This is a genomic window from Nonomuraea sp. 10N515B, assembly GCF_052245915.1.
Taxonomy (GTDB): Bacteria; Actinomycetota; Actinomycetes; order Streptosporangiales; family Streptosporangiaceae; genus Nonomuraea.
The window spans coordinates 275,055-294,708 of the sequence record NZ_JBQQBQ010000007.1 but is presented as its reverse complement, the minus strand read 5'-3'; the positions used below and the strand labels follow the sequence as shown (position 1 = coordinate 294,708).

The 19,654-nt window shown below is 72.4% G+C and carries 19 protein-coding genes; 8 read left to right on the top strand and 11 right to left on the bottom strand.

The window, feature by feature from the left end; translation table 11 throughout:
* The 5 genes from pcaH to ACTWQA_RS13280 all read left to right on the top strand — a co-directional run bounded on the left by pcaH (position 1) and on the right by ACTWQA_RS13280 (position 6,081).
* A complete protein-coding gene (gene pcaH, locus ACTWQA_RS13300) occupies positions 1-753 on the top strand; it encodes a protocatechuate 3,4-dioxygenase subunit beta (protein WP_327580517.1) in 753 nt (250 codons plus the stop codon).
* Complete coding sequence (gene pcaG / locus ACTWQA_RS13295) at positions 750-1,274, top strand: protocatechuate 3,4-dioxygenase subunit alpha (protein WP_443159532.1); 525 nt, start codon at positions 750-752, stop codon at positions 1,272-1,274. Before pcaH ends, pcaG begins: the two co-directional genes overlap by 4 nt.
* Positions 1,261-2,583: a lyase family protein gene (locus ACTWQA_RS13290; RefSeq protein ID WP_443159531.1), complete on the top strand. Its 1,323-nt coding sequence runs from the start codon at positions 1,261-1,263 to the stop codon at positions 2,581-2,583. Before pcaG ends, ACTWQA_RS13290 begins: the two co-directional genes overlap by 14 nt.
* A 2-nt stretch (positions 2,584-2,585) precedes the next feature.
* On the top strand, positions 2,586-3,704 hold the full coding sequence (pcaDC, locus tag ACTWQA_RS13285) for a bifunctional 3-oxoadipate enol-lactonase/4-carboxymuconolactone decarboxylase PcaDC (protein ID WP_443159575.1): 1,119 nt from the start codon (positions 2,586-2,588) through the stop codon (positions 3,702-3,704).
* A 205-nt stretch (positions 3,705-3,909) separates the two neighbouring features.
* Complete coding sequence (locus ACTWQA_RS13280) at positions 3,910-6,081, top strand: SpoIIE family protein phosphatase (RefSeq protein ID WP_443159530.1); 2,172 nt, start codon at positions 3,910-3,912, stop codon at positions 6,079-6,081.
* Here the strand turns inward: ACTWQA_RS13280 and ACTWQA_RS13275 are convergent.
* The 5 genes from ACTWQA_RS13275 to ACTWQA_RS13255 all read right to left on the bottom strand — a co-directional run bounded on the left by ACTWQA_RS13275 (position 5,980) and on the right by ACTWQA_RS13255 (position 11,884).
* On the bottom strand, positions 5,980-6,390 hold the full coding sequence (locus ACTWQA_RS13275; protein ID WP_443159529.1) for a hypothetical protein: 411 nt from the start codon (positions 6,388-6,390) through the stop codon (positions 5,980-5,982). The two genes, ACTWQA_RS13280 and ACTWQA_RS13275, sit on opposite strands and share 102 nt — an antisense overlap.
* Positions 6,391-6,484: 94 nt before the next feature.
* Positions 6,485-7,666, bottom strand: a complete 1,182-nt coding sequence (locus ACTWQA_RS13270) for an MFS transporter (protein ID WP_443159528.1) — start codon at positions 7,664-7,666, stop codon at positions 6,485-6,487.
* Positions 7,667-7,774: 108 nt separating this feature from the next.
* Entirely contained in the window at positions 7,775-8,326 is a 552-nt protein-coding gene (locus ACTWQA_RS13265; RefSeq protein WP_443159527.1) for a Chromate resistance protein ChrB, read from the bottom strand.
* A 20-nt stretch (positions 8,327-8,346) separates the two neighbouring features.
* Positions 8,347-10,125: a 3-oxosteroid 1-dehydrogenase gene (gene kstD, locus ACTWQA_RS13260; RefSeq protein WP_443159526.1), complete on the bottom strand. Its 1,779-nt coding sequence runs from the start codon at positions 10,123-10,125 to the stop codon at positions 8,347-8,349.
* Positions 10,126-10,258: 133 nt separating this feature from the next.
* Complete coding sequence (locus ACTWQA_RS13255) at positions 10,259-11,884, bottom strand: FAD-binding oxidoreductase (protein WP_443159525.1); 1,626 nt, start codon at positions 11,882-11,884, stop codon at positions 10,259-10,261.
* Positions 11,885-12,090: 206 nt separating this feature from the next.
* Between ACTWQA_RS13255 and ACTWQA_RS13250 the strand changes: the two genes are divergently transcribed.
* Complete coding sequence (locus tag ACTWQA_RS13250) at positions 12,091-12,585, top strand: isocitrate lyase/phosphoenolpyruvate mutase family protein (protein ID WP_443159524.1); 495 nt, start codon at positions 12,091-12,093, stop codon at positions 12,583-12,585.
* A 90-nt stretch (positions 12,586-12,675) separates the two neighbouring features.
* On the opposite strand, the gene ACTWQA_RS13245 is transcribed toward ACTWQA_RS13250, so the two are convergent.
* From ACTWQA_RS13245 to ACTWQA_RS13235, 3 genes are all read right to left on the bottom strand, one after another.
* Positions 12,676-13,104, bottom strand: coding sequence for a MarR family winged helix-turn-helix transcriptional regulator (locus ACTWQA_RS13245; protein ID WP_443159523.1), 429 nt, complete (start codon positions 13,102-13,104; stop codon positions 12,676-12,678).
* A gap of 35 nt (positions 13,105-13,139) precedes the next feature.
* Positions 13,140-13,526, bottom strand: coding sequence for a VOC family protein (locus ACTWQA_RS13240; protein WP_443159522.1), 387 nt, complete (start codon positions 13,524-13,526; stop codon positions 13,140-13,142).
* An 84-nt stretch (positions 13,527-13,610) separates the two neighbouring features.
* Positions 13,611-14,816 carry a CBM35 domain-containing protein gene (locus tag ACTWQA_RS13235; RefSeq protein WP_443159521.1) on the bottom strand — a complete coding sequence of 402 codons (1,206 nt, stop codon included), beginning with the start codon at positions 14,814-14,816 and terminating at the stop codon, positions 13,611-13,613.
* Between the two features lie 475 nt (positions 14,817-15,291).
* On the opposite strand from ACTWQA_RS13235, the gene ACTWQA_RS13230 reads away from it, so the two are divergent.
* Together ACTWQA_RS13230 and ACTWQA_RS13225 are read left to right on the top strand one after the other, a co-directional pair.
* The gene (locus ACTWQA_RS13230; protein WP_443159520.1) at positions 15,292-16,458 is read left to right on the top strand and encodes an ROK family transcriptional regulator; all 1,167 of its coding nucleotides are present in this window, start codon (positions 15,292-15,294) and stop codon (positions 16,456-16,458) included.
* 1 nt (position 16,459) lies between these two features.
* The gene (locus tag ACTWQA_RS13225; RefSeq protein ID WP_443159519.1) at positions 16,460-18,361 is read left to right on the top strand and encodes a glycoside hydrolase family 36 protein; all 1,902 of its coding nucleotides are present in this window, start codon (positions 16,460-16,462) and stop codon (positions 18,359-18,361) included.
* Here ACTWQA_RS13225 and ACTWQA_RS13220 read toward each other — a convergent pair.
* From ACTWQA_RS13220 to ACTWQA_RS13210, 3 genes are read right to left on the bottom strand one after another with little or no spacing between them, the layout of a single operon-like run.
* A complete protein-coding gene (locus ACTWQA_RS13220) occupies positions 18,331-19,152 on the bottom strand; it encodes a hypothetical protein (protein WP_443159518.1) in 822 nt (273 codons plus the stop codon). The genes ACTWQA_RS13225 and ACTWQA_RS13220 overlap by 31 nt on opposite strands.
* On the bottom strand, positions 19,149-19,547 hold the full coding sequence (locus ACTWQA_RS13215) for a hypothetical protein (protein WP_443159517.1): 399 nt from the start codon (positions 19,545-19,547) through the stop codon (positions 19,149-19,151). The genes ACTWQA_RS13220 and ACTWQA_RS13215 overlap by 4 nt, the downstream gene beginning before the upstream one ends.
* Positions 19,523-19,645, bottom strand: a complete 123-nt coding sequence (locus tag ACTWQA_RS13210) for a hypothetical protein (protein WP_443159516.1) — start codon at positions 19,643-19,645, stop codon at positions 19,523-19,525. The genes ACTWQA_RS13215 and ACTWQA_RS13210 overlap by 25 nt, the downstream gene beginning before the upstream one ends.
* Between the last annotated feature and the right edge of the window lie 9 nt (positions 19,646-19,654).

Here is a 19,654-nt window from a genome sequence, read left to right as displayed (position 1 = left end):
ATGACCCCACCCCTCACCCAGGCGGACATCGATCAGGAGATCGCCGAGCTGCACAAGGCCGCCGACGGCCAGGAGGCGAACCATCCGCCGCGGGACTTCGCCCCCTACCGCAGCAGCGTGCTGCGCCATCCCAAGCAGCCGCTGATCGCGGTGCAAGACCCCGAGGCGGCCGAGCTGTCCGGTCCCGTCTTCGGCGTCACCGACGTCACCGCGCTGGACGCGGACCTGACCAAGCAGCACCTCGGCGAGCCGCTCGGCGAGCGGATCACCGTGCAGGGGCGGGTGCTCGACCGCTCGGGGCGGCCGGTACGCGGCCAGCTGGTGGAGGTCTGGCAGGCCAACGCCTCCGGCCGGTACCTGCACCAGCGTGACGATCATCCCGCGCCGCTGGACCCCAACTTCACCGGGGTGGGCCGGTGCCTGACCGACGACGAGGGCCGCTACGCGTTCACCACGATCAAGCCGGGCGCGTACCCGTGGCGTAACCACGTCAACGCCTGGCGTCCCGCGCACATCCATTTCTCGGTGTTCGGCGCGGCCTTCACGCAGCGGCTGGTCACGCAGATGTACTTCCCGAACGATCCGCTGTTCGCCTACGACCCGGTGCTGCAGTCGGTGACGGACGAGCGGGCCAGGCAGCGGCTCGTCGCCGCCTACGAGCATGACCTGTCCGTGCCCGAGTGGTCCCTGGGTTACCGGTGGGACATCGTGCTGGACGGCCCGGCGGCGACCTGGATGGAGGAGGGCCGATGAACCCGACGCCTTCGCAGACCGTGGGCCCGTTCTACGGCTACGCGCTGCCGTTCCCCGGCGGCGGCGACGTGGCCGCCGGGGGGATCACCGTCCAGGGGTACGTGTACGACGGGGCGGGCGAGCCGGTGCCGGACGCGCTGCTGGAGTTCTGGCAGGCCGACCCGTCGGGCGACCTGAGCGGCGCTCCCGGGACGCTGCGGCGCGACCCGGTGACCGGGGCCGTCATCGGGCGGCACGGGCTGGACTTCACCGGCTTCGGGCGGGTGCCGACCGACGCCGACGGCCGGTACGCGCTGCACACGCTGCCGCCCGGCAACGGCTACATCAGCGTGTGCGTGTTCGCCCGCGGCCTGCTCCACCACCTGTACACGCGCATCTACTTCGGCCAGGACGCCTTCCTCGACGAGCTGCCGCCGCACCGGCGGGAGACGCTGGTCGCGGTGCGGGAGCGCGAGGGCGTCTACCGGTTCGACATCCATTTGCAGGGCGAGAAGGAGACGGTCTTCCTTGACTTCGGGTGACGTGCCCGGCGCGGACCTCGGGCTGCTGTCCCCGATGCGGGGCGCGGCCGAGGAGACCGGCGACGTCGCCTTCCTGCAGGCCATGCTGGATGCCGAGGTGGCGCTTGTGCGGGCGCAGGCGGCGCTCGGGCTGGTGCCGCGGGAGGCGGCCGAGGCCGTGGCGGCCTGCGCGCGGGTCACGGCGTTCGATCTGCCGGGGCTGGTCGAACGGGCTCGTTCCGGCGGCAATCCGGTCATTCCCTTGGTGGTGGATCTCCGCGAGGCCGCGGAGCCCTTTGGCGCGTACGTCCATCGCGGCGCGACCAGCCAGGACATCGTCGACACGGCGATCATGCTGGTCGCGTACCGCACGCTGGGCTCGGTCCTGGCGGACCTCGACCGGGTCGTGGCCGCGCTCGGCCGGCTGGCGGCCGGCCACCGCGACACCCTGATGGCCGCGCGGACCCTCACCCAGCAGGCGGTCCCGACGACGTTCGGGCTCAAGGCGGCGGGCTGGCGCCTGCTGGCCGCCGACGCCCGCACCCGCCTACGTGCCGCCCGGGCCGCGCTCCCGGCCCAACTCGGCGGCGCGGCCGGCACCCTGGCCGCCTTCCACCCCGCCCCGGGAGCCGCCGGGCCGCCGCCGGACGCCGCCACCGACGCGTCGGCAGCCCGCGGCGCGGCAGACGGCAGCGCGACGAGCAGCAGCGCGGCAGACGGCGGCGCGGCTGGCGACGGCGCTGCTGGCGGCGGCAATGCTGGGTTGCTGCTCGTGGCTCGGTTCGCGGCGGAGGTCGGGCTGGCCGAGCCGCGGCTGCCGTGGCACGTGTTGCGGACGCCCGTCGCCGACCTGGCCGGCGCACTGGCGTTCACGGCGGGGGCGCTGGGCAAGATGGCGGCCGATGTGCTCGTCCTGTCACGTACCGAGATCGGCGAGGTGTCCGAGGGCGTCGGCGGCGGGTCGTCGTCCATGCCGCACAAGCACAACCCGGTCAGATCCACCATGATCGCCGCCGCCGCCCGCCAACTGCCCCCGCTCGCCGCCGTTCTGTACGGCTCGCTCGCCGCCGAGGACGAGCGCCCGTCCGGCGCCTGGCATGCGGAATGGCAACCGCTGCGCGAGGCGCTGCGCCTGGTGGCCGGAGCCGCCCGTGACGCCGCCGAACTGGTCGCGGACCTGCGGGTGCACCCGGACCGCATGCGCGCCAACCTGACCCTGTCCAACGTGCCCGAGTCCGGCACCCTGTCCGACGTGCCCGAGTCCGGCACCCTGTCCGGCTCGGCAGGCTCCGCACGGGCCCTGGTCGACCGGGCGCTCGAGGAGGAATGATGATGTTGCAGCACCGGCTGGACGGCCCGGAGAACGGCGAGCCGCTGATCCTCGGCCCGTCGGTGGGCACGTCCCTGCGGGTGTGGGAGCCGCAGATGGACGCGCTCGCGCGGACCTTCCGGGTGCTCAGATTCGACCTGCCCGGCCACGGCGGCTCCCCGGCGGCCGCCGTGAGCTCGATCGACGACCTGGCGCGCATGGTGCTGGAGGTGGCCGACGCGCGAGGCTTCGGCGGCTTCCACTATGCGGGCATCTCGATCGGCGGCGCGATCGGCGCCACCCTGGCGCTCGGCCACCCCGGCCGGGTCCGGTCGCTGGCGATGGTCTGCTCCTCCGCCAGGTTCGGCGAGCCGCAGGCGTGGCGGGACCGGGCGGGGCTGGTCCGCGCCGAGGGGACGGGGCCGCTGCTGGAGGCCACGGCCAAGCGCTGGTTCGCCGGCGCCCCCGCCGACCTCCCCGCACCGCTCGCCCAGGCGCTGCTCGGTGACCTGGCCGCCGCCGACCCTGAAGGGTACGCCGCCTGCTGCGACGCCCTGTCGGCCTATGACCTGCGCGACTCGCTGGCCGCGATCAAGGCCCCCACCCTGATCCTGGCCGGGCGGGACGACCCGGCGACGCCGCCCGAGCACGCCAGGCAGCTGGCCGACGGCATCGCCGGCGCCACGCTCGTCGAGCTGGCCGGCGCCGCGCACTTGGCCAACGTCGACCAGCCCGCACGCGTCACGGCCGCGCTCCTCGCCCACCTGCCCGCCGTCCCCGGCATGCGGGTACGCCGGGAGGTGCTCGGTGACGCGCACGTGGACCGGGCGATCGCCCGCACCACCCCGTTCACCAGGGATTTCCAGGACTTCATCACCCGCTACGCCTGGGGCGAGATCTGGACCAGGCCGGGCATGGACCGCCGTACCCGCAGCTGCGTGACGCTCACCGCGCTCGTCGCCCACGGCCACCTGGAGGAGCTGGCCATGCACGTGCGCGCGGCCCTCCGCAACGGGCTGACCCCGGACGAGATCGGCGAGGTGCTCCTGCAGAGCGCCGTCTACTGCGGCGTGCCCGCGGCCAATGCCGCCTTCGCCGTCGCCCAGCGGGTCCTGGACGAGGCCGACGCCGGAGGAGCGTAGCGCGCCCCACTCCTTAAGGACCGGCGCCCCCGGCGTACGAGACGCAGGCCAGAGCATGAACACAACGTAAGCAATTCGCTCCATACCTGCGTGTATTCTGCCCGTATGGGGGGTTTGGAGCTGCTTTTCCGTTCACGGTTCGTGAGCGTGAGGAAGGGCTGAGGCGGTGCGGGAGGAGGCCGCCTCGCACTGTGGCTCGTCTCGCTTGGACGAGCTGCTGATCAAGGCCGTCGCCGGCACAGGCGCCCACATCGGCGCCGTCTATCTTGTGGCGGAGGACGGCGACGTGCTGCTGATGGACGCACAGGTGGGCATGCCCGCGCGGGCCGCCCGCGCGTGGGCCAGGATCAGGAAGAACGACCCCGTGCCGGTCGCGGCGGCGGTGCGTGAGCGGCACATGATCTGGCTGTCCGACCGGGAGCACATGGCCCGCGCGTTCCCCGCGGCGGCGCTCGCGCTGCCCTACCACTACGCAGCGGCGATCTCCCCGATCCGCACCGGCGACACCGTCTGGGGCGGGCTCGTGCTGCTGTTGCCTTCCGGGCCTGCGACCATGCTCAGCCGGCGCCTGCGTACCATCATGGACGCGACCTGCACCCGCATCGGGGAGGTGCTCCGGGAGGCGGCCGACGAAGGCCATCCGATCACTCCCGGGCCCAGGCCCCGGGTCCTGGATCCCCGTCTCGTGCACACGGCCGAGCCGAACGGGCAACTGGTGGCCATGGAGTGCCTCAACCGGCTCCCCGAGGGATATTGCTCGCTGGACGTGGAGGGCCGCGTGACCTTCCTCACCACGTCGGCCTCGGACCTGCTCGGAATCTGCTCCTCCGAGCTGATCGGTGAGCGCCTGTGGAAGGCGCTGCCATGGAATCCGGTCTTCGAGGACCGCCACCGTGCCGCGGTCTTCAGCCGGCAGGTCACCTCGTTCACCGGCCGCAACAAGGACGGGCGGCTGCTGTCCTTCCGGCTGTTCCCCGGCCTGACCGGCATCACGGTGCGCATCACGCCCGACGAGGCGGACCACGACCTCGCCCGCCACGTGCCGGAGACCGGCGCGGACCGCCCCACCCGGGTGATCGCACTGCACGAGATGCTGCACCTCGCGACCACGCTCGCCCGGGCGGTGACCGCCCAGGAGGTGGTCGACCTCGTCGCCGACCACGTCATGCCCGTCTACAACGTGCAGGCCCTGGCCATCCTCACCTCAGGGGCCGGCAGGATGCGCGTGGCCGCCTCCCGGGGATACAGCAGGGAGGCCGTCGAGGAGTTCGACGGGCGTCCCGTGGTCCCGCCGGCTTCGGAGCGGCATCCGTACGACATCGGCAAGCCGGCCTTCTTCTCCTCCTGGGACGAGCTCCGTGCGGCCTACCCGGACGCCCTGCGCTCCGACGACATGTCCGCCTGGGCGTACCTGCCGCTGATCACGTCCGGGCGGCCCATCGGCACCTGCGTGCTGGCCTATGACCGCCCGCACCACTTCAGCACCGACGAGCGCGCCACGCTGACCGCGCTCGCCGGGCTGATCGCCCAGGCGTTCGAGCGGGCCCGGCTCTACGACGTCAAGCATCAGCTCGCCCAGTGTCTGCAGTCGAGCCTGCTGCCGCGTACGCTGCCCGAGGTGCCCGGCCTGGAGCTGGCCGCCCGCTACGTGCCCGCCAATCCCGGCATGGACATCGGCGGTGACTTCTACGACCTGATCCGGCTGAGCGACACCATGGTGGCCGCGGTCATCGGCGACGTCCAGGGGCACGACGTCACCGCCGCCGCGCTCATGGGGCAGGTGCGCACCGCCATCCGCGCCCATGCCACGTCCGGCGCCACCCCCGGCGAGGTGCTCGCGCACACCAACCGGCTGCTCATCGAGCTGGCCCCGGACCGGTTCACCAGCTGCCTGTACGTCAGCCTCGACCTGGAGCGGCACATCGCCTGCCTGGCCAGCGCGGGACACCTGCCGCCGCTGCTCGGCCGGCCGGGCAGGCCCGCCCAGGTCATCGACACGTCACCGGGACTGCTGCTCGGCATCGACCCGGAGGCCGAGTACGCCACCACGGAACTGGACCTGCCGCCCGGCTCCGTGCTGACCCTCTACACCGACGGCCTCATCGAGGAGCCGGGACTCGACCTGGGCGAATCGATAGCGGACCTGGCCGAGCGCTTCACCCCGATCCCCGGCGTGCCCCTGCACGACCTGGCGGAGTCCCTCATCGAGGAGGCCTCCGTGGACCAGCGTGCGGACGACATCGCGGTGTTGCTCCTGCGGGACGCGACGCGCGGGTCAGCGTACGGGGACGAGGTTGAGCACCACCTTGCGCGACGACAGCGACACGATGCTGAACTTGATGCCGCTGACGGTCGCGGACCCGCCCTTGCTGAATGACGCTCCCGCGCCGATGCCCGGCCCAGTGCCCTTCACGGTCACACCTTTCCCGGTGAAGCCGACGGACAGCCGGGTGATGCCGAAGCGGGAGCTGACCCGGAACGTCACACGCTTGGTGAGGGTCAGCTTGCACCTGCCGTCGTAGCAGGCACGCAGGTTCGGCTTGGCACTGACGGCGGCCACGGCGGCGGGCACGGTCGCGGGCCCGGCGGCGGACACGACGGCGGCGGTCGCGGATGCTTGGCCGGCCGGGGCGAGGCTGATGACGGATGCGGCGACGACCAGGGCGGTGGTGATCCTCGGGGGCATGATCCTCCTCATGCGTAACGACGCGGTCACCCGGTGAGTCTGCCAGGATTCGCCCGGGATCGCCCTGATTCGCGGATCTTTCCCCGATTGAGCCTCACCCGCGGGCGCGGAGGGCCCCGGCGAGCAGGGCGACCGGGGCGATGACCAGCAGGAGGGCGAGCGCGGCGTAGCCGTGGGCGAGGGTGGCGGCCGTGGCGACGGCGGCGACCAGGAGCGGGCCGCCCGCGTCGCCCAGCTCGCGGCCGAGCTCGGCGGTCCCCATGGTCTGGCCGAGCCGCTCCTGCGGGGTGGAGGCGGCCAGGGCGGCGAAACCCAGCGGGGTGATCAGTCCTGTGCCCGCCCCGATGAGCACGGCCGACGCCAGCACTCCCGCCAGACCCGGCACCACCGCCAGGGCCAGGCCGGCGGCGGCGATCGCGAGACCGGCGGCGAGGCCCGCACGGGTGGTGATCCGGCCGGCGTCCAGGGCCCGTCCGGCGGCCGGTTGCACGACGGCGGCGCAGGCGGCCAGCACGGACACCGCGGCACCGGTGGCGACGGGGCCCAGGCCCGCGGCCGCCCCGGAGACCGGCAGGAAGCCGACGCCGACCGACAGCGCGGCGGTGGCGGCGGCCAGCGCGGCCGTGGGCTGCCAGAACGTCCGCTCGGCCAGGCGGCGCGCGAGGTCCAGCACGGTCTGGCGGGTCCTGGGCAGTGGCGGCACGCGGGGCACGGCCAGCGCCGCCCACACCGCGACGGCCGCCGCGAGCACCGCCATCACCGCGAACAGCAGCCGGAGCCCGCCCGCCCACACCAGCACGCCGCCGAGCAGCGGCCCCAGCGTGTAGCCGAGGCTCTTGTAGAAGCCGTAGCCGCCGAACGCGCGGCCGTGCGTGCCGGCCGGGTTGAGCCTGGCGACCAGGGCGGAGGCCGACGGGGAGAACGCGGAGGCCGCGGCGCCCTGGCCGAGGCGGGCGGCCCACAGCGCGCCGGGGTTGTCGGCGAGCGCGTACACGGCCGAGGCGCAGGCGAAGGCGACCAGGCCGCCCAGCAGCACCGGGCGAGCGCCGATCCGGTCGGCCAGGGTGCCGAAGACCGGCTTGAGCAGCACCTCGGCGCCGTCGTACAGCGCCAGCAGGCCGCCCAGGACCAGCAGCGACGTCACCGCGTCCGGGGACTGGCCGCCGAGGCTGGCCGCGACGCCGTGCGCGCCGAACGCGGTGGTGAACCCGGCCGCGTACAGCGGCCACATCCGCCCGCGCGGCGTGGCCGGCGCCTGCGCGCCGGACGCCGTCATGCGCGCCCGCCCGGCGACGGCGTCCGCCGGTGGCGGCCCCGTGCCCGGGCGCTCATGCGGGCGCTCCCGGCGACGGCGTCCGGCGGTGGCGGCCCTGTGGCCGTGCGCTCATGCAGGCGCTCCCGGCGTCTGGTGGAGGGCGGCGAAGACACGTTCGGCGTAGTCCTCGCAGGCCGCCGTGCACGCCGCCAGCCGCTGGGCGGCCTGCTCGGCCTCCGGGGTGCCGAACACGTCGCGTGCGGTCAGGGCGCGGTGCCAGCGCCGCAACCGCTCCAGCGACTGCTCCTCCTCTTCCAACTCGGCCAGCGTGAACTTGGCCTGCCGGATCTCCTTGGCCAGCTCCTCCTCGAATTTTCCGCAGTCGGCGAGGAACTCGGCCCAGTCCTCCCGGCGGGCGGCCGTGAACATGGCCTGCAGGCGCTCGGAGTCGGCCGGCGTGCGACCGGCCGCCTCCAGCACGACCGCCTCTCCCCCGGCCGTGCCGGCGAGCTCGACGGCACGGGCCAGACCGTCGGCGAAGACCGGCACGTCGGGCACCGTCCAGGTGCCCTGCCCCAAGGACACGGCCCCGAGCCGGCGCAGCTCACGCCACACCGCGACCCGGTGCCGCGACGGACCGGCGGGCAGCCGGACAAGGAGCACCACCCATCGCGTTGTCACATGACCGAATGTAGCAGTTGTTACATCGAGTCGGCGATGTAGTTGGCGGCGACGTAGCCGAACGTCATGGCGGGACCGAGGGTCGAGCCCGAGCCGGCGTAACTGTGGCCCATGACGGCGGCGCTGGCGTTGCCGGCGGCGTACAGGCCGGGGATGACCGAGCCGTCCGCCCGCAGCACGCGTGCCCGCCCGTCCGTGACCATCCCGCCCTTCGTCCCGAGATCCCCCGGTACGATCTTGAACGCGTAGAACGGCGGCAGCCATAAGGGCGCCAGGCAGGGGTTCGGCTTGACGGACGGGTCGGTGTAGTAACGGTCGTAGGCGCTGTCTCCGCGGTGGAAGTCGAGGTCCTTCCCGGTCGCGGCGAACTCGTTGAAGCGCGTGACCGTGCCGCGCAGCGCCGCCGCGGGCACGCCGATCCGCTGGGCCAGTTGCTCGATGGTCCACGCCTTGTGCACGGCGCCGCTGTCGTACCAGGAGGCGGGCAGCGGCAGGAGCGGGGCGACGTCCTTGAACAGGTAGCGGTTGCGATATTGCTGGTCGACGATCAGCCAGGACGGGATGTGCTGGTCGGCGGGGGTATTGCGGTCGTACATGACGTGCACGACGTCGCTGTAGGGCGCGCCCTCGTTGACGAAGCGCACGCCGTCGCCGTTGACGATGATGCAGCCGGGCAGCGTGCGCTCGGCCAGGCAGAAGTACGGCTGATCGGGCAGCGGGATGGCGGGCCCCCACCAGGCGTCGTCCATCAGCCCCAGTGCCGCCCCGGCGCGCTCGCCGGCCTCGATGCCGGCTCCGGTGTTCTCCTTCGCGCCGACGGTCCAGCTCGTCCCGATGGGCTGGCGCTGGAACTCGGCCCGCATGGCCGCGCTGTGCTCGAACCCGCCCGAGCCGACGATGACGCCGCGGGCGGCCCTGATCAGGGTCTGGGTGCCGTTCCTCGACACCACCACGCCGCTCGCGCGCCCGCCCTCGAGGTGCAGGTCGGTGAGCGGGGTGTTGAGCCACACCGGCACACCGGCCGACAGCAGCCCGGCACGCAGTCCGGCGGCCAGGGCCTGGCCCATGGTCAGCGGCTTCTCGCCGCGCAGCGCGGCCTCGGTGCCCCGCAGCAGGCATTCGGCGGCGACCGCCGCGCCCTTCGCGTTGACGAGGGCGAGCGTCAGCCACTTGTAGTCGGCGCTGAAGACGACCATGCCCGCCGGACTAGGGATGTACGGGGCGTTCAGCCGGTCCAGCTCGGCGCCCAGGATGCGGCCGTCGAGCTGGGCGGGCTCGATAGAGCGCCCGTTCGGCATGCCGCCGGGGAACTCCGGATAGTAGTCGGAGTAGCCCTCCATGAACCGGAACCGCAGCGGGCTGTTGCGCATCACGAACGAGATCATGGCCGGCCCGGCCGCCAGGAACGCCTGCTGCCGTTCGACCGGCACGTCGCCGCCGACCACCCGGGCGAGGTAGGCGGCGGCCTTGGCGGGGGTGTCCGGCACCCCGGCGGCCAGGATGACCTCGTTGTTCGGGATCCAGATCCCGGCGCCGGAGCGCGCGGCCGACCCGCCGAACGTAGGCGCCTTCTCCACCACGACGGTACGCAGGCCCCGCTTGGCCGCGGCGAGGGCCGCGGTCATACCCGCGGCGCCGGCGCCGACCACGACGACGTCGTACTCGACCTCGGCGCGGGCGGGGGCGCCGCCCAGCGCCGCGCCCGTCACCAGCGCGCCGCCGGCGACGGCGGCCCCACGCAGCAGCGTGCGCCGGCTGGGACCCTCGGGGGCGGGGTTTGCGTGCGTCGCTTCGGCCATGGCGGGTCGGTCCCTTCGCTCGTGGGGCGTTCACAGGGCGTACGAAGCGGGCCACGGGGCGTTGGAGCCCCGGCCGTGATCGCCACTCGAAGGATCACACCACATCATGATCGAAGCAAGCGCTTGGGCAATGCTATCTCGCGGGCGGGCGGACGGAGAGGGCATGGCGGAAGACGTTCCGCGGATCCCAGCGGCTCTTGACCCGCTGCAGGCGGGCGTAGTTGTCCCCGTAGTAGATCGTGGACCACGGCACGCCGGAGGTGTTCCACGCGGGGTCGGCGTGGTCGATGTCCGGGTAATTGATGTAGGCGCCACCGCAGTCGCCCCCGGGCACCGGCACGCCGCCCGTGGCCGCGAACGTCCGCTGGTGCAGGCGGCGCACCCACTCCAGGTACGCGGCACCGTCCTGGCCCTCGTCCCAGGTGACCAGGTGGAGCGCCTTCAGGATGGACTGGCGTTCCACGGTGGCGGTCGCGGCGGGCGGCACCGTGTTGACCTGGCCGCCGTACGACAGGAGCCACAACACGCCCCTGGAGGAGACGTCGCCGGCCTGGTGGAGGGCGTCGAAGGCCACGTCCGCCTGTTCGTCGGCGAACGGCTTGCGCAGGTAAGCGGACTTGCCCTTGTAACGGCCCGACTCCGCCTCCGCGCTGAGCGACAGCGTCCGCACCGCCTGGAACCACGGCTGGCGCGTGAGCGGCGGAACGAACACCTGAGGGGTGACCCCGTCGGCCACGGCGGTGAAGTGGTCGCGCAGGACCCGCTCCGCATCCGGCACGGAGGCGTCGATCTGGGCGGGTAGGATCATGCCCCCGGGGTCGGCGCCCGCCTGGCGGCCGGGGATCAGCAGGGAGCCCCACAGCGAGACCTGCGGGCTTGCCGGGGCGCTGTTGCGCAGGTGCCATTCGGCGTAGTTGCGCAGCAGCCTGCGGAACGACTCCTTGGTCATGCCGTCCCACGACCAGACGGCCACGCCGGACAGCACCTCGGCGGGCGGCTTGGGCAGCAACTCGGCCGGGTCGCCGCCCTTGGCGTTCGGGTCGCGCATCCAGTAGCGGGTGACGATGCCGAAGTTGCCGCCGCCACCGCCGGTGTGCGCCCACCACAGGTCGTGGTGGGGGTTGGCCGGGTTCCTGGTGGCCACCACGGCGCGGGCCCGGCCGGTGCGGTCGACCACCACGACCTCCACGGCGTGCAGGTAGTCGACCGTGAGGCCGTGGCGGCGCGACAGCGGGCCGTACCCGCCGCCCGCGATGTGGCCCCCGGCGGCCACGCCCCCGCATTGGCCGCCGGGGATGGTGACGCCCCACCCGAGGTAGAGCTTGCGGTACGCCTGCATGAGCGTGGCGCCGGCCTCGATGGCGAACGCGCCGCGCTCGGCGTCGAAGTACACCTCGGACATCTCGCACATGTCGATCACGACCTGGGCGCCGTCGCCGACGAAGTTCTCGTAGCAGTGGCCGCCACTGCGGACGGTGACGCGGCGGCCGGCGCGAACCGCCTCGTTGACTGCCGCGACGACCTGCTCGGTGGAGCCGACCACGTGGAAGTAGTCGGGCCGCGGCCGGAAACGCTGGTTCGTCCTGCGTACCGCCAGGTCGTCGTAGCGGGGGTCGGCGGGACGAACGACGACGGGACCGAAGGGCGGGCCGCCGGCCGCCTCCGCCGGCGTCGTCAATCCCGCGAGTTCCGCCGTCATCGCCACACCGCCGAGCGCCGCGGTGCCACCGAGGAATCCCCGGCGTGTGACCTTGCCCATGACCCACTCCCCCTGCCGTTCGTCCGGAATCTGCGTATTCGACGCTAGAAGTGCGGACGTGGCCTGAGAATGCATCCAGATGTACGCGGAGGTGGAGGTAGGACCACCTCTCCGACGACGATCATGTCCGAATCCAGCCAGACAGCACGCCGGTCCACCCACGATGCTCTGGTCTCAGAACAACGCGTAACGGAAGGAAGATCAGCATGACCGACCAGGCGGCCCTGTTCCGCGCTCTGCACCACGGCGGCGCCGTGCTCGTGTTGCCCAACGCCTGGGACGCCGCCTCCGCGGCCGTGATCGAAGGCGCGGGGGCGCAGGCGATCGCGACGACCAGCGCCGGCGTCTCCTGGGCGAACGGCGCGCCCGACGCCCACGGGCTCAGCCGGGAGCGGATGGCGGCAGCGGTCGGCCGCATCGTGGCGGCCACTGTACGCGCGGTGATCGAGGCCGGGGCGGTCGGCGTCAACCTGGAGGACTCCGGCGGGGCGCCCCTGCTTTCGCCGAAGGATCAGGCACGGCGCATCGCCGAGGCCCGGGCGGCGGCCGGGGTCACGCGGGTCAGCGTCGGCTCCGCGATCGCCCAGTCCGCGTACGCGTGCGCCGCGCGGGCGGCCGCCGAGCTGCTGGGCGCCGGCACGTACGACACGCTCGCGGACGGCCTGGACTACGGCGGGCTCAACGCCGCGCTGTCTACTTGAGCCCGTAGGTGTGGACCACGATGCCGGACGTGAACCGCGTCGACGTCTCATGCGCTTAAAGTCGCGCCGCCGGTCGGCCATGAGCATGACTCAGAGCGCGAAGGCGGCCAGCACCGCCTGTCCGATCTGCCGCTGCACGGGATCGGCGTCCGGGCCGAACATGCGCTCGTCCACCTCGGCCACCGCCTCCTTCGCCGCCTCGAGGAGGCGGCCGCCCTCAGGCGTGACCTCGATCGCCGAGGCGGAGCCGGCGCGGGCGGTGTGATCGTGCACCAGCCCCGCGCCGACCAGCGCCTTCACCGCGGTGTGCACGCTCTGCACCGTGGTGCCCGACATCCGGGCCAGGTCGCTGAACGACACCCCGGGCACCACGGCGATGTGACCGAGCAGCCCGAGCCTGCTGACGGTGAGCTCCAGCGGTGCGAGAGCGGCGTTGAGCTCGGTCTCGATGCGGCGGGCCAGCGTCAGCAGGATGATAGAAGGGCTCGTCACGGGCGGGGCGGGACGGTCGTTGCTCACCTCCCCAGTCTCCCCTACCGGGCGGGTGGGGCCCGTCAGCGCGGATCGCGGCGCAGCGGGTGATCGGACGGGACCTGGACCAGGACGATGCGGTGGCCGTCCGGGTCCGCGATCCACGCCTCGACGAGCCCCCACGGTTCCAGACGGGCCTCGCGCAACACGGTGACGCCCGCCTGACGCAGGCGTTCCTGCTCGGATGCCACATCACGCACCTGCAGCCAGAGCGAGACCGCCAAGCCGGCCCCGGCGTCGCTGTGCCCGGAGAGCTCGAGGAATCCCTGGCCCAGGAAGAACACCGTCCCTGGGTGGTCGGCCGGGCCGAACTCGCGATAGACGGCCAATCCGAGCGTCTCGGCATAGAAGCGGCGGCTGCGCCCGAGATCCTTCGGACGCAGCAGCACGCGGCTGCTCAGCACTTCCATGCCGCACCTGTTCCCCGGCAGGCCGCGGAAGACGCACGGCCGCGGCGTCCCGGGAGGGAGGCGAGCGCCCGCGGCGACCGCTCGTCATTGCGCGACCTCGATGTAGTCCAGGTTCGGATTGCCGCCCGCGGTGTTCGCGGTGATCCGCACCGTGTTGGCGCCCGAGCGCAGGGTCACGGGCACTGCCGCGGTGGCCCACGTGGTCCAGGCGCCGGTGCCGTTGAAGGGCTGGTCGGCGGCGACCGTGGCGCCGTTGACGATGATCGTCGCCGGGCGCCCGGCGGTGGTGCCGTTGGCGTAGCGGATCCTGAGGGTCGCCGCTCCGGCGGCGCCGTTGACGGCCCACTCCACATACGAGCCCGCCGCGTTGTCTCCGTTGACGAAACCCGTGCCGGAAAAGCCCGCGTGGTTGGACTCGACCACACCTTGCGAGATCGTCGCGTTCTCCGCCTCGTAGCGCGTGACGCCCCCACCGCCGCCGGGGACCGCCTTGTACGACCTGAGTCTCGTCAGCAGCAGATGGCAGTCCTGCAGCGAGCCCGACGTGTCGCTCAGGGACCGGTAGATGCCCCATTTGGGCCGCACCCGGTCGCCGAGGAACGTGTCCACGCCCGTCCTCGTCGCGTCCACCACCGTGGTACCGCCGTTCCTGACGACCCACCGGACCGCGCCGGCCGAGCCGTCACCGATCTTGATCTCGTAGTCGATGTCGATCCACTGGTTGTGCAGCGGCTCCAGATCGGTCCGCCCGACCAGGATGTTCGGCTCGAAGATCTTGTGCTCGATGGTCTGCCGTCCGTCCACCCGGCGCAGCGAGGTGACCGTGATCGGCGACGTCCCCGAGCCGGGCATCTTGGTCTGGAAGATGTGGGTGAAGGTCGTGGTGGCCTTGAGCGTGCTCGGGATGTACATCGAGTACGTGACCCGCCACAACTCGCCGGTCTTCCAGGACAGGTAGCTGCTGCTGGAGGTACGGTTGCCGGTCACCTCGTGCCGCTGCCGGTCCGTGCTGGTGTCGCGGTCGACCATGTGCATGGTGAAGCGGTAGTTGTCGCCGTCGGGGCGGATGTGGGGCGCGCCCGCCGGATGGGAGTCCGCACGGTCGTCCTCGATGCTCTCCCACGCCCCCATGCCGGTGGCCGCGGCCGACGGCGACCACATCAGCTGCCACGTCATCCCGGACGGGAGCAGGGTGGGCGCCGCGAACGCGGGGCGCGCGGGCAGGAGCGGCACGGCGGCGGCCGCGCCGAGGAGGAGTCCGAAGCGGCGCCGGGACAAGGGCTGTGTCATGGGGTCACTTCCTGGGGGGTTGATCACTGGAGGGTGGAGCGGCTGGGGCGGTCCGCACCGGTGCCGTTGGCGGAGCGGAAGGCCAGGCGATGGTGCAGCCCCGGGACTTGCTGAAGCTCATCGGGCGCTCCTGGCTGAGAGTGATGCCTCGAGCAAGAGATTGGAGCTCTAGATGGTTTTCCCGCAGACCGCCGTCGCCGTCAACATCTGGAGCGGTCTTTTTTTTAGGAAAGTTTCCTAAGTCGTATTGAGTGACCGCACGTGACCTGCCCGCCGCACTTCATCGGTCGACAGGACGTCGCACGAGGCCCAATCAGGGCTCGGCGCCAGACATGGGATGTCTTCAGCCCCTCGTTCGCGCCTCCGATGAGCCCTTTTGCCCGTCTCCCTGCTGAGCCGGGGCTACACCCTCAAGAGCCTTGGTCACGGTCCAATTCAATTCTTGAGGAAGTTAATTAGTGCTACGATTGCCGTCATGCATCCTCGGCTCACCAGCACCCGCGCTGAGGCCACCGTCTTCACCATGGTGCTCACCCAGGGTCCGGTGACCCGAGTGGAGATCGCCAGGCGCAGCGGGCTGTCGTCCGCCGCCGTGACCAAGGCCGCCCGCCCGTTCATCGAGGCAGGTTACCTGGAAGAGCTGGAGGCCACGGAGCGTACGGCGCCCGGCGCGGGGCGCCCGGCCAGCCCGCTGACGATCAGGGCCAACCGGGAGTTCTTCGCCGGCGTGAAGATCACCGATGACGAACTCATCGGCGTCGTCACCGACCTGCGGGCCCAGCCCCTGGTTTCGGCGCACCGCCGCCTGGCGACAACCTCCCCCGAGGGCGTCGTCGAGGCGCTGGCCGAGCTGGTCGCCGACCTGCTGGCCGGCGATCCGGCCTACGGCGAGCGCTGTCACTGGCTGGGGCTGGCCGTGTCCGGGGACGTGGACAAGGCGCTCGGGCTGGTGCGGTACTCCCCCTTTCTGGGGTGGCGGCAGGTGCCGCTGGCGCGGCTGGCCGGCGAGGCGACGGGGCTCAACGTCACCGTCGAGAACGACGTCAGATCGCTCACCGTGGCCGAGCAGTGGTTCGGCGACGGCGTGGGGGCGTCGTCGTTCGCGCTGGTCACCGTGGGGGCCGGAATAGGGTGCGGACTGGTGGCGAACGACCGGGTGGTGGCCGGCGCGCACGGCGTGGCCGGGGAGATCGGGCACATCCCGGTGGGGGGCGAGGAGCCCGAGTGCCACTGCGGCGGGCGCGGCTGCGTCGAGGCCATCGCTGGGAGCGCGCCCATCGTGGCCGCCGTACGCGCCGTCACCGGGGACGCTTCGCTCACCATCGACGCGGCCATCGACGCCGCCCACGCGGGGAATACGGCGGCGCGGGAGGTCTTCGCCCGGGCGGGGCACGCCATCGGGCTGGGCATCGCGGCGATGGCCAATCTGTTCGGGCCCGAGCGGATCATCGTGACCGGCGATGTGCAGGGCCTGGCCGCCTATGACCTGTTCGAGGAGCAGATCAACCGGTCGTTCACCAGCCAGGCGTTCGGCGCGGCCGCCGACTCCCGTCTGCTGCTGCGGCCGCGGACCTTCGAGCAATGGGCGCGCGGCGCGGCCGCGGTCGCCATCCAGACCCTCTTCACCTCCCAGGAGCGCTGACGTGACCGCCGCCTCCGGTATCTGGCAGCCACACGACGGAACGCCCCAGCAGCCGGAGGAGGTGTGCTTCCAGGCCATGGGCCTCACCTTCACCTGCACGGCCACCCCCACCCCACCCTCACCCACCGCCGCCGCGGGCGGCTCCACCGGCGCTGCTCTCGACACGACCGCCATCGAGCCGGAGCCGGCCCAGATGGACGGGGCCGTCTTGGGACGTGGAGAAGCGGCGGGGCTGAGCTGGGTGGTGGTCGAAACCGCGCCGGGGGTGCTGGAGGTGCGCGTCACGCCCGGCCGGCCGGCCATGGTGCGCCTCGGGTGGCGGGTGCCGTGTGTGGACGCGACCGCGTTCTGGGCCGCCGACGGGGGTGAGCATCGCGGATTGCCGCCGTTCTGGCGGCGCCCCCGCACGGCGGCTCTGGAGAAGAACGCCCCTGTTGGATGCCTGGTGGGAGCCGGGGACGTGGCGCTGTGCACGTACGCCGCCGCCGAGGTCGTCAGGCCCGTGCGCACCCGCACCGGCGTGGTGGAGGAGACCGGCGAGTTCGGGTTCTGGGTGGAGCACGAGGCCGAGCCGGGGAACGGGATCGTGCTCCGGCTGGACCTGACCCGGCGGCACTTCGCGACGACGCTGGCCGAGGTCGCCGAGTGGTGGGGATCGCGGAACGGCCTGGCCCGCGACGTCCCGCGGGCCGCGCGCATGCCCGCCTACTCCACGTGGTACGCCATGCAGCAACACGTCGACGCCGCGAGCGTGGAGCGGCAGGCGGCCCCGGCGGCCGAGCTGGGCTGCGAGGCGATCATCGTGGACGACGGCTGGCACAGCGACGACCGGGGCCGCGGCTACGGCTACGTCGGCGAATGGGAGCCCTCCCGAACCTCATTTCCTGATATTTCGGGACACGTGGCGAAGGTTCGCGGCGAAGGCCTCGCCTACCTGCTCTGGTACGCCCTACCGTTCGTCGGCCGCCACACCGCGCTCTGGGACCGCGTGCGACCGTACACGCTGGCCTACAAGGAGCACATGAACGCCGCCATCGTCGACCCGCGCTACCCCGTCATCCGAGATCTGCTCGCCGACCACCTCACCCGGGCGGTCAGGGAGTGGGGCATGGACGGCCTCAAGATCGACTTCATCGACCAGTTCGCGGTCGAGGACCCGCCGCCGCCGGGCCCCGAGGCCGACTGCGCCACGGTGAACGAGGGCGTGCGCAGGCTCCTCGCCCAGTTGCCCGGCGACTGCCTGGTCGAGTTGCGCCAGCCGTACGTGAGCCCGGGCCTGTGGCCATACGCCACCATGATCCGCGCCTCCGACTGCCCGCTCAGCCCCGCCCACAACCGGCAGCGCACCGTGGACCTGCGCCTGATCGCCGGCCCGCTGGCCGTGCACGCGGACATGCTGATGTGGCATCCGGACGAGAGCCCGCAGCGGGTCGCCGGCCAGCTGATCAACGTGTTGTTCGCGGTCCCGCAGATCTCTGTGGACCTCACCGCGCTGACCCCGGCGCAGGAGGAGGTGCTGCGGTTCTGGTTGTCGTTCTTCAGGGACCACGCCGACGTGCTGCAGCGGGGGCGATTCGAGCCCGCCCGGCCGGACCTGACCTACCCGCAGGTGACGGCGAGCTCTGGGGACACGGTGATCACCGCCAGGTACGCGCCGCTGCCCGTCCGCGTCCCCGAGGCCGGCACGTTGTGGCTGGCCAACGGCGATGCCTCCGCCGACGTGCTGCTCCAGGTCGCCACGCCGGGCAGGGCCCGGGCCACCGTGGTCGACTGCCGGGGCCGCACCGAAGGCGACGAGTTGGTCGACCTCGCCCCCGGGCTGGTGGAGGTCACCGTGCCCGAGGGCGGGCTGCTGCGGTTGGAGCGGCAGGATCAGGCGGGCCGGAGCCGGTCACGCAGCTGAGCCTCGTAGAGCGAGGGCGGGAAGAGCCCGGGCCGGCCGGCGCCTTCGATGTAGCCGGCGGGCTGCTGGAAGGGCCCGTCTCCAGTGATCGTCCCGCGGCAGCCGATCGCGTAGTTCTGCGCGGTCGGCGGCTTCTGGACGATGAGACTGCTGGTGGCGACGTCGCAGTTCCAGGCCACCGAGTGAGCCGCGGACCAGCCGTGCGAGGTGCCGTAGCGGCCGCGGTTGTACAGACCCAGCGTGTAGTCGTAGTGCGGGTCCACGTCCCGGTGTCCGTCGAACAGCAGGCCCTGTGACCAGCGGCGGTGGCCCTCGCTGGAGTTGAGCGCGTATTCGGCGGTGCCGCGCAGGAACACCACGCCGGAGACCGTGCTGTGCCCGTTGGAGACGAAGGCGTGCCTGGCCTTATAGGCGTGGCAGTCGCGGAAGAGCACCTGCTGGGAGTAGATATAGGTGTTGAAGTTGTAGCGCCTGCTGCCGGTCACGATGCTGACCGGGTCGATGGCCCGGCAGTTCTCGACCGTGGCCCGCGTGGTCTCCTGGGTGGCGACGCCGGCCTGGGTGAAGTGCAGCATCGTGCAGTCGCGCACCCACGAGTCCTCGGTACGCAGCAGCACGATCGCGTTGTAGGCGTGGTCCTCGTCCCGCTCGGGGTCGCCGTGGTATTCGATGTCCACGCGCAGCCGTTCCACGCCCACCTCGGTGACGAGCCCGGCCCTGTCCCACGTGTAGAGGTAAGAGGTGGCGTGGGCGCGGTTGAGGTGATTGAAGACCGGCACGTCGATCGTCACGACATTTCCGGATACGTCGCGGACGTAACGGTTGTAGATGATCGGGTGCTCGCCGACCTTCCAGGGCGGCCCGTACGGGTGCCCGGGACCTCGCCCTTCCAGCCGCCGCCCGCGACGCCGCCGGCCACGATGACGTTGCGGTCCTTGGGGTTGTTCCCGGTCGCCTTGACGATCGTGTTCCCCGACGGGTCCTCGCCGTCGCCGACGCCGCGTAACACGGTGCCACTGGCGCGCACGTACACCGTGCCCGCCACCGGGTACACGCCGGGCAGCAGGAGCAACGCGCCACGGCGGGCCCGTGGCAGGGCGCCGATCTCATCCAGTGCCGTCTGGATGTGGACGGTGTTGTCGCCCTCGATGGGCCGGATCGTTAGTGCACGAGCCGGGACTGCCACGGCTGCGTGGCGGCGGCGGGCCGCGCGCCGGCCGCCGCGGTCAGCGCCAGCGCGCCCCCCGCGGCCAGCACGGCCCGCCTGCTGAGGTCATGTGCCATGGGGATCCC

Bases quoted from the DNA above. Each gene is read 5' to 3' on its own strand.
- pcaH (WP_327580517.1), top strand. From the start codon at position 1: ATGACCCCACCCCTCACCCAGGCGGACATCGATCAGGAGATCGCCGAG.
- pcaG (WP_443159532.1), top strand. From the start codon at position 750: ATGAACCCGACGCCTTCGCAGACCGTGGGCCCGTTCTACGGCTACGCG.
- pcaDC (WP_443159575.1), top strand. From the start codon at position 2,586: ATGTTGCAGCACCGGCTGGACGGCCCGGAGAACGGCGAGCCGCTGATC.
- ACTWQA_RS13275 (WP_443159529.1), bottom strand. From the start codon at position 6,390: ATGCCCCCGAGGATCACCACCGCCCTGGTCGTCGCCGCATCCGTCATC.
- ACTWQA_RS13270 (WP_443159528.1), bottom strand. From the start codon at position 7,666: ATGACGGCGTCCGGCGCGCAGGCGCCGGCCACGCCGCGCGGGCGGATG.
- kstD (WP_443159526.1), bottom strand. From the start codon at position 10,125: ATGGCCGAAGCGACGCACGCAAACCCCGCCCCCGAGGGTCCCAGCCGG.
- ACTWQA_RS13255 (WP_443159525.1), bottom strand. From the start codon at position 11,884: ATGGGCAAGGTCACACGCCGGGGATTCCTCGGTGGCACCGCGGCGCTC.
- ACTWQA_RS13250 (WP_443159524.1), top strand. From the start codon at position 12,091: ATGACCGACCAGGCGGCCCTGTTCCGCGCTCTGCACCACGGCGGCGCC.
- ACTWQA_RS13240 (WP_443159522.1), bottom strand. From the start codon at position 13,526: ATGGAAGTGCTGAGCAGCCGCGTGCTGCTGCGTCCGAAGGATCTCGGG.
- ACTWQA_RS13235 (WP_443159521.1), bottom strand. From the start codon at position 14,816: ATGACACAGCCCTTGTCCCGGCGCCGCTTCGGACTCCTCCTCGGCGCG.
- ACTWQA_RS13230 (WP_443159520.1), top strand. From the start codon at position 15,292: ATGCATCCTCGGCTCACCAGCACCCGCGCTGAGGCCACCGTCTTCACC.
- ACTWQA_RS13210 (WP_443159516.1), bottom strand. From the start codon at position 19,645: ATGGCACATGACCTCAGCAGGCGGGCCGTGCTGGCCGCGGGGGGCGCG.